This is a genomic window from Microcystis sp. LEGE 08355 (assembly GCF_015207185.1).
Classification (GTDB): domain Bacteria; phylum Cyanobacteriota; class Cyanobacteriia; order Cyanobacteriales; family Microcystaceae; genus Microcystis; species Microcystis panniformis.
Genome location: NZ_JADEXI010000199.1, coordinates 1 through 7,527, shown reverse-complemented (window position 1 = coordinate 7,527; position 7,527 = coordinate 1). Strand labels below are relative to the sequence as shown.

General features: G+C 41.8%; 6 protein-coding genes and 2 pseudogenes. All 8 read left to right on the top strand.

What is annotated here, in order from left to right:
- Nucleotides 1-600: pseudogene (locus IQ242_RS11750) on the top strand (arylsulfatase); the annotation flags it as partial.
- 89 nt (nt 601-689) lie between these two features.
- Nucleotides 690-1,364, top strand: coding sequence for a MarC family protein (locus IQ242_RS11745; protein WP_002788896.1), 675 nt, complete (start codon nt 690-692; stop codon nt 1,362-1,364).
- Nucleotides 1,365-1,460: 96 nt separating this feature from the next.
- Nucleotides 1,461-2,066 (top strand): hypothetical protein, encoded by a 606-nt coding sequence (locus tag IQ242_RS11740; protein ID WP_193960097.1) that lies wholly within the window; start codon nt 1,461-1,463, stop codon nt 2,064-2,066.
- A gap of 37 nt (nt 2,067-2,103) precedes the next feature.
- Nucleotides 2,104-2,298: pseudogene (locus tag IQ242_RS11735) on the top strand (pyrroloquinoline quinone biosynthesis protein); the annotation flags it as partial.
- 54 nt (nt 2,299-2,352) lie between these two features.
- The gene (locus tag IQ242_RS11730) at nt 2,353-2,961 is read left to right on the top strand and encodes a DUF1345 domain-containing protein (protein WP_052276975.1); all 609 of its coding nucleotides are present in this window, start codon (nt 2,353-2,355) and stop codon (nt 2,959-2,961) included.
- A 28-nt stretch (nt 2,962-2,989) separates the two neighbouring features.
- Nucleotides 2,990-4,393 (top strand): glutamate decarboxylase, encoded by a 1,404-nt coding sequence (locus tag IQ242_RS11725; RefSeq protein ID WP_193960096.1) that lies wholly within the window; start codon nt 2,990-2,992, stop codon nt 4,391-4,393.
- 3 nt (nt 4,394-4,396) lie between these two features.
- Nucleotides 4,397-5,320 carry a hypothetical protein gene (locus tag IQ242_RS11720; RefSeq protein ID WP_193960095.1) on the top strand — a complete coding sequence of 308 codons (924 nt, stop codon included), beginning with the start codon at nt 4,397-4,399 and terminating at the stop codon, nt 5,318-5,320.
- Nucleotides 5,321-5,432: 112 nt separating this feature from the next.
- Entirely contained in the window at nt 5,433-7,184 is a 1,752-nt protein-coding gene (locus tag IQ242_RS11715; RefSeq protein ID WP_193960094.1) for a mechanosensitive ion channel family protein, read from the top strand.
- The last annotated feature ends 343 nt before the right edge of the window (nt 7,185-7,527 follow it).

Genomic DNA, 7,527 nt, shown 5'->3' with positions numbered 1-7,527 from the left:
CGCGCCACCGCCGGCCGACCCACCCTCGCCAGGGGGAACTCGCAATTATTTTTCGCCGGAATGGGGCGTTTGTCCGAAAATAGCGTCATCAACATCAAAAATAAATCCTTCTCGGTAACGGCGGAACTGGAAATTCCCCCGGAAGGCGCGGACGGGGTGATTATCGCCCAAGGCGGCCGCTTCGGTGGTTGGAGTGTCTATAGCCACGATGGAAAAGCCAAGTTCGTCTATAACGTGCTGGGGATTGAAAGTTTTGTCACCGAGGCGACGGAGACGATCCCGGCTGGCAAGCATCAGGTACGGATGGAGTTTGCCTACGATGGTGGTGGTTTAGGACGGGGGGGAAATGTCACCCTCTACTACGACGGTCAACCGGTGGGTACGGGTCGGGTAGAACGAACTCAGGCTTTTATTTTCTCCGCCGACGAAACCACGGATATCGGCTACGAATCTGGTACCCCCGTGGCGGCGGAATATACCTCGAAAACCAGTCGTTTCACCGGTAAGATCGGTTGGGTTCAACTCGATCTGGGTACGGACGATCATGACCACCTGATCGACCCGGAGGAACGTCTGAAAATTATCATGGCCCGGCAGTAGAAAAGGGGACTTGTGATACTGGTAGTTTTATCTAGACTATCCCTCGGTTAAAAGCAAAAAAATTGAGCTTAAATTAGCAACTTTGTCCTATGGAATGGTCTTTTTTGAGAAACTTTGCCATCACTTTATTCGCCCTCTTAAATCCTCTGGGGATGCTGCCGATTTTTATTAGTTACACCGCTCGCGAACGTAAAGAAGTACAACGACTCGTGGCTCTATTTGTCTCGTTAACTGTCTTGTGTTTGTTATTAATTTTTATGTTTATCGGAACGCCAATGCTAAAATTCTTTGGTGTCACCTTAGACTCTTTTCGCCTAGCTGGTGGCGTGCTTTTGTTGATTATCGGTATCAACATTGTTAACGGTTCTGGGGCAGGGACAAAAGAGCTTTTAATTAATGAGCAAGGCGGGGATTATCTCAGCGAAGCTAAGTCAGTTTATCGGCAGATTGTTATTCCTATGGCTATGCCTTTATTAGTGGGTCCTGGGGTTATTGCTAACGTTATCCTTTATGCCAGTGAAGCCGAATCAAGGCTAGGTAGTGGTACGGGCATTGAACTGATTTTGATGACAATTTTAGTCAGTTTTTTAGTCTTTCTCATCCTCGCGGCTGGCAAATGGTTACAAAGACTTTTAGGAGATATTGGCTTGAGTATTACTCAGCGAGTTATGGGCCTATTTGTAGCGGCGATCGGAGTACAATTTATGGTGACAGGTTTGATTAATATTTTTGTCGATCAGATCGTTCCGAAACTACCATCATAGCCAATTGCTAATTAGTCTAAATAGTTAGCTAAGAAAATTACTGGAAATATCAAATAAGCTGTTGTATATTTAAACTGGGTATTAAGGAGAGCAATCATGAGAAATTCTGAGCAATTGACCAAATCCCTGAAGCGTTTTCGTTATACACTTTTTCTGGGAGTAGCGGCCATGGCAATCAATAGCTGGGGGATGCCCAATATTTCTGTAGCCCAGACTACTCCTGCTCAAGAAAAAGTGCAGTTAATGTTCGTGCAAACGGCAGAAGATATTAAGGTAGATCCCGTCGCAAAAACAATTCGCCTGGTGAATGTCAACAAACAGACATTATACTTTTCCGATCGCCCAAACCGGATTGCTGGTAATCTGACCATGGCCGCCTACATGGACGAGTGGACAGCCAGGGCGGGAAAAGATAATTTTGCCAACGATCCCCCCAATGCTACCCTCTCGGTCTATGAACCTGGCCGTCAAGACAATACCATAATTGTCGTCGAGATTAGCAATCCCGTCATCGATGGCAAGGACTTGATTTACAGCTACAAGCTAATCGAAGGGACTCTACCCAAGGCTGGCGGGGCAACTTCCCTATTTATCGATTGGATTGGTGTTGGTGGTGGTGTCGGTCCTGGCTTTTACGGGGTGGGGGCCGGTACCCGCGGGGTCGGTTTATACGGTGGTTACGGTGGCCCCCTGCGCTATTAATACAATTGTTCTACGCCGCCTGTAAATTTATCTACCGATGAGTTACAAATTCGATTTAATTTCTCGGGGAATTACCATCGGTCGCCAGGCCCAACCTCTATTCCCGATCAAGTGGGAAGAAGGATTAGAAAAACCCTTAGATCAATGGCGTGAAGAACTGAATATCAAACCAGTTTTAGACGGGCCTTGGAGTTGGTACAGTTGCCCGGAATTACAAGCCGCGATCGCCTAATTTACCCCGCAGATTTTTATGAGAGAATAGTTAGGGATAATTCTGCTTTGATCTATGGTCAAAAAAACCGCTAGAAAACCCAGCTATACTCAAATTCGCTGGCTCTGTCAAATAATTGTCGCTCTGATTGTCTTAATGCTGCCGGTAACTATTACTCTGCGACTGGTTTTAGCTTTTCTTTTCGCTTTGATAGTGGCAATTATGTTACTAGCTTACAGAATTTCTTGCCTTGCCCCCTGGCAGCTAGAACTATTAAAACCTCCCAATCATCGGGGGGCATTTCTGGAATCCCTATTTTATACGATCGGCAGTTTCGGACTATTAATTTATCTGATCGCTTCCGAACACGCCATCGTTCATTTTGCCTGTGGTTTTTTGGGTATTATTAGTGCTTGGTTAGCCATACAATTGATCTACAGCCAAGAATATGCAGTACGCTACTATCACGATGGTAAAGGCCTAGTTTTTCCCGATTGCGATCGACCTAATTGGACGGAATTTCTCTATCAAGGTTTTTGTATGGCGGCTTGTTATCAAACCTCTGATACAAGTATTAATAGTACGGCAATGCGGCAGCTGGTAGCAACCCACGGGATGCTTTCCTATTTTTTATCCGTCTCGATTATTGCTATTATTTTTGGCATGATTGGTAATTTACTCTAAGCAAAAAAGATATTTTATTAAGGAAGTCATGGTTCATCAGAAAATTAATCTCGATCGCCTCAGTCCGGAAGAAGCACTAATTACCCCCACCTATGCTTCCCGCGCCCTGACTTCCGCTGTACCTAAATACGAGATTCCCGAGGGGGAAATGCCGCCGGCGGCGGCGTACAATTTAATTCGCGATGAACTTGCCCTTGATGGTAATTCCCGCCTGAATCTGGCTACTTTTGTCACCACTTGGATGGAACCGGAAGCCAAACAATTAATGGCGGAAACCTTCGATAAAAACATGATCGACAAGGATGAATACCCACAAACCGCCGAAATTGAACTGCGTTGTGTGAATATGATCGCTAGACTCTGGAATGCTCCCGAAAACGAAGCGGCAACCGGTTGTTCTACCATTGGTTCCAGTGAAGCGGCGATGTTGGGAGGCATGGCTTTAAAATGGCAGTGGCGCAAACGCCGACAAAAAGAGGGTAAACCCACCGACAAACCTAATTTAGTCATGGGCATTAATGTGCAGGTTTGTTGGGAAAAATTCTGTCGTTATTGGGAGGTAGAACCGCGTTTTGTGCCGATGGAAGGGAATCGTTTTCATCTCAATGCGACGGAAGCAATTAAACTAATTGATGAGAATACGATCGGGGTAATTGCCATTATGGGTAGTACCTTTGATGGTAGTTACGAACCCGTCCAAGAAATTAATGATGCCCTGGAAAAATTGAACAGAGAAACCGGCTGGCAAGTTCCCCTGCACGTCGATGGTGCTAGTGGTGGTTTTATTGCCCCTTTTCTTGATCCCGATTTAGTCTGGGATTTTCGCCTCAAATGGGTTAAATCGATTAATGCTTCTGGGCATAAATACGGTTTAGTCTATCCCGGTGTTGGTTGGATTATCTGGCGAGATCGGCAAGAATTACCAGAAGAATTAATCTTTCATTGTAATTATTTAGGCGGTGATCTGCCTAATTTTGCTCTGAATTTTTCTCGTCCCGGCAATCAAGTAGTCGCTCAATACTATAATTTTTTACGCTTGGGCAAAGAGGGTTATCGACAAATTCATCAAGCCTGTCGAGATACGGCTCTGTATTTATCGGGGGAAATCGCTAAGATCGGACCGTTTGAATTAATCACCGATGGCAGCACTATTCCGGTTTTTGCTTGGAAATTAAAGGAGACAATTAGCGATCAATCTCATTATAGTTTATTCGATTTAGCTGATAAATTGCGCGAGCGGGGTTGGTTGGTTCCTGCCTATACAATGCCCAAAAATCGCCAAGATTTAACCGTGCAGCGCGTGGTGATCAAGGAGGGATTTAGTCGCGACATGGCGGATCTGTTATTGCGGGATATTCAGTCAGCGATCGCCTTCTTTAAATCTCAGTCTAATTATCAGTCAAAATTATCTGGTTCCCATTTCCATCACTAACAGATGTTGAGGAAAAACTCGCTTAAATTTCCCAAAAATTGGCAACCCTTACAAAGTTTTGGTGTTGCCAATTTTTCCACACGAATTATTCACCGAACTGCCCAAGGAAATTTTCATATTTGGTCATCCCGGCGCTTTCGTAAACGCCATAGCAGTGAAATTAAATCTAGCACTTCTGACTTAATTTCTTCTAAGTTAAAGCCGTTTAAATACTGGACTTGGCAATTAGATAATTTAACCTGGTGGATCGGTTTTATTTTTACCCTTGGTTCAATTTTATTCGTCGTCGGGGCAATTCCGATGATGTTTCCCCATCCCCCCTTAGAGAGAATTTCTGTCATTAATTTTATTGGTTCAGTTTGTTTTACTTTGGGTTCCTATGCTGCCTTTTTAGAAGCTATTAATTTAAATCTAGATGTTACTCTGATTCGGGATGCAGAAATACTGGAGGAAAAAATCGGCACTGTCTCCCATCCCGTCCCCAAACTGATTAAAATTAAATGGTTTGCTTGGCAACCTGATCGCCTTGAATATTGGGGAACTTTCATTCAATTTATCGGAGCTTGTCTATTCAATATTAATTGTTTTTTTGCCATGGTACAGGGTTTAAGTTGGCAGAGTGATGATCTGTTAATTTGGATTCCTAGTACCCTTGCTTCCCTTCATTTCTGCACCGCTAGTTATTTGGCTGTTGTCGAAGTTTCTCATAGTTATTGGTCTTGGCATTTTAACGAAATAGAATGGTGGATCGTGGTGTTAAATTTAGGCGGTTCTCTTGGCTTTTTGAGTGGCAGTATTTTCGGCTTTTTCGGACAAGGAACAATTATTTGCTGTCAGGAATGGGGAACAAATTTCTCCTTTTTATCGGGTTCACTTTTGTTTTTAGGAGGTAGTTATTTAATGATTCCCGAAATGTTGCAAGAATAGCTTTCAGATGTGAAAACTTCCCTCCTGTCTTATTTAGTATATCTGCACCTCATCGAGGACAGTAATGCCTAAATATTACCCGAATACACACAAAAAAATCTGACTTAATCCTATGCAATTTGTACCAGTTGTCGATATTAATCAAAGATATTTAATGCTAACTACACCATCTAAAGCTAGAGGATGGATGAAAAAAATTGGGCATACCTTGGTCATATTTTTTGTAGTTTTACTACTGACTCTAACCTCCCCTCTTTTGGGAATAGCTCAAAATCCGACACAACCGGAAAATAAAATTGACGGCTTTCCAGTTATGTTAGATGGAAAACCTCTCTTTTTTATCCGGCGGGGAGTTTCTTCATTTTCGGCGGAGGAGAGAGCTAACGCTGTTACCCGGAGAATTGAAAGAATTGCTCAAAATGATTCTATTCCTGTGGAGAACCTGACAATTAAGCAGCTCCCTGATGATAACTCACTGTATTTAAGTGTAGATCAAGAAGTAATTCTAACGGTGACGGAGCAAGACGCAAAAGCCTATCGTTCAACGCCGGAGGTTTTAGCTCAACAAGCTTTACAAAAAATTCATTTTGCTATCACTCAATATCGACAAGATCGAAAACCAGAACAACTACTTAAGAACATCATTTATACGGTTATAGCCACCTTTGCTTTCTTGATTATTAGCTTTGCAGTTATCAAAATTTCAGGAAAACTATTTCCCTTCATTAGACGTTTGATTGAATCCTTGACACCGGGCATTCAAATCGGGAATGTTGAGATCATATCTTCCTCTAAAATCAGCTTCTTTTGGTTGCGAGTTCTTCGCATAATTCGCTTCTTTGTTCTGTTTTTATTACTATTTAATTATGCTACATTTGTACTTCGTTTATTTCCCTGGACAAGAGTTTTTGGCGACAGTATTTTAGGTTATTTTTCTCAATCATTAGAACTGGTTTTATACTCCATTGGCAAATATCTTCCCAATGGCTTTGTTATTGCCATAATCATTTTTATCACTTACTACTTAATCCGGCTAATCAAGCCCTTTTTTACGGCAATAGAAAGAGGAAATCTGATTATTCCGGGTTTTTATACTGATTGGGCTAAACCGACTTACAATATCCTATTAGTCATAATTATTGCCATAGCAGCAATAGTGGCTTTTCCCTACTTGCCCGGTTTTAATTCTCCAGCTTTTCAAGGCATTTCTGTTTTTCTCGGTCTTCTTTTATCCCTTGGTTCAACTTCAGCGATCGCCAATGTTATTGGGGGAATTATTCTTATTTATACCCGTGCTTTTCGCATCGGAGATCACATTCAAATAGGAGATGTAATTGGCGATCTAATTGAAAAAAACTTCCTAGTTATTCGCATTTGTACTCCTACTAATAAAATCATTACTATTCCTAACTCGTCTTTATTAAGTGGTAATGTGATTAACTTTAGTATTTCCTCACGGGAATTAAACAGAAATCTAATTATTCAGACAACGATTACCCTGGGGTATGATCTGCCCTGGCGAAAAGCCCACAAAACCTTAATTGAAGCGGCTCTAGAAACTGAGCATATTCTCAAAGAACCCGCACCTTTTGTCCTGCAAACTAGCCTAGATAATTTTTACATCAGTTATCAATTAAACGCTTACACTAACCAACCCAATTTGATGGTAATAATTTATTCAGAACTCCATCAAAATATTCAAGACAAGTGTAATGAAGCTGGGATTGAGATTCTCTCTCCCAGTTACACCTCCCTACGAGATGGAAATACAACAACCATTCCCGAAAATTATTTACCTTCCGATTATGTCGCGCCTCCCTTTCGCGTTCAATCTTCAGACAATCAGGAAAACAACACATTATGACACCACACCCGTTTTTAGGCTCTCACTTTTGGCGGATTATTAATAGACCTCTTGTAAAAATCAAAAATTGTTGTTAGGAGTAAGTAGCCAGTAGTCAGTAGTCAGTAGTCAGGAGAATTAAGAATGAATAATAATCAATTCCATGATCTCTTGACAGATTTTAGGCAATTTAATCCTTATTTTTGCCGTTTTTGAACCATCAAAAATTAATTGTGCAAGAGGTTTAGTTTTGCAAGGGAATAAAGTTGACAATATCTCTTATTTTATTTAGGAACTACCTCCTAAGTAAAAGCCTAGCGAAAACATGATTAAGATGCCAATAATAAATACAATAGACCAGGAA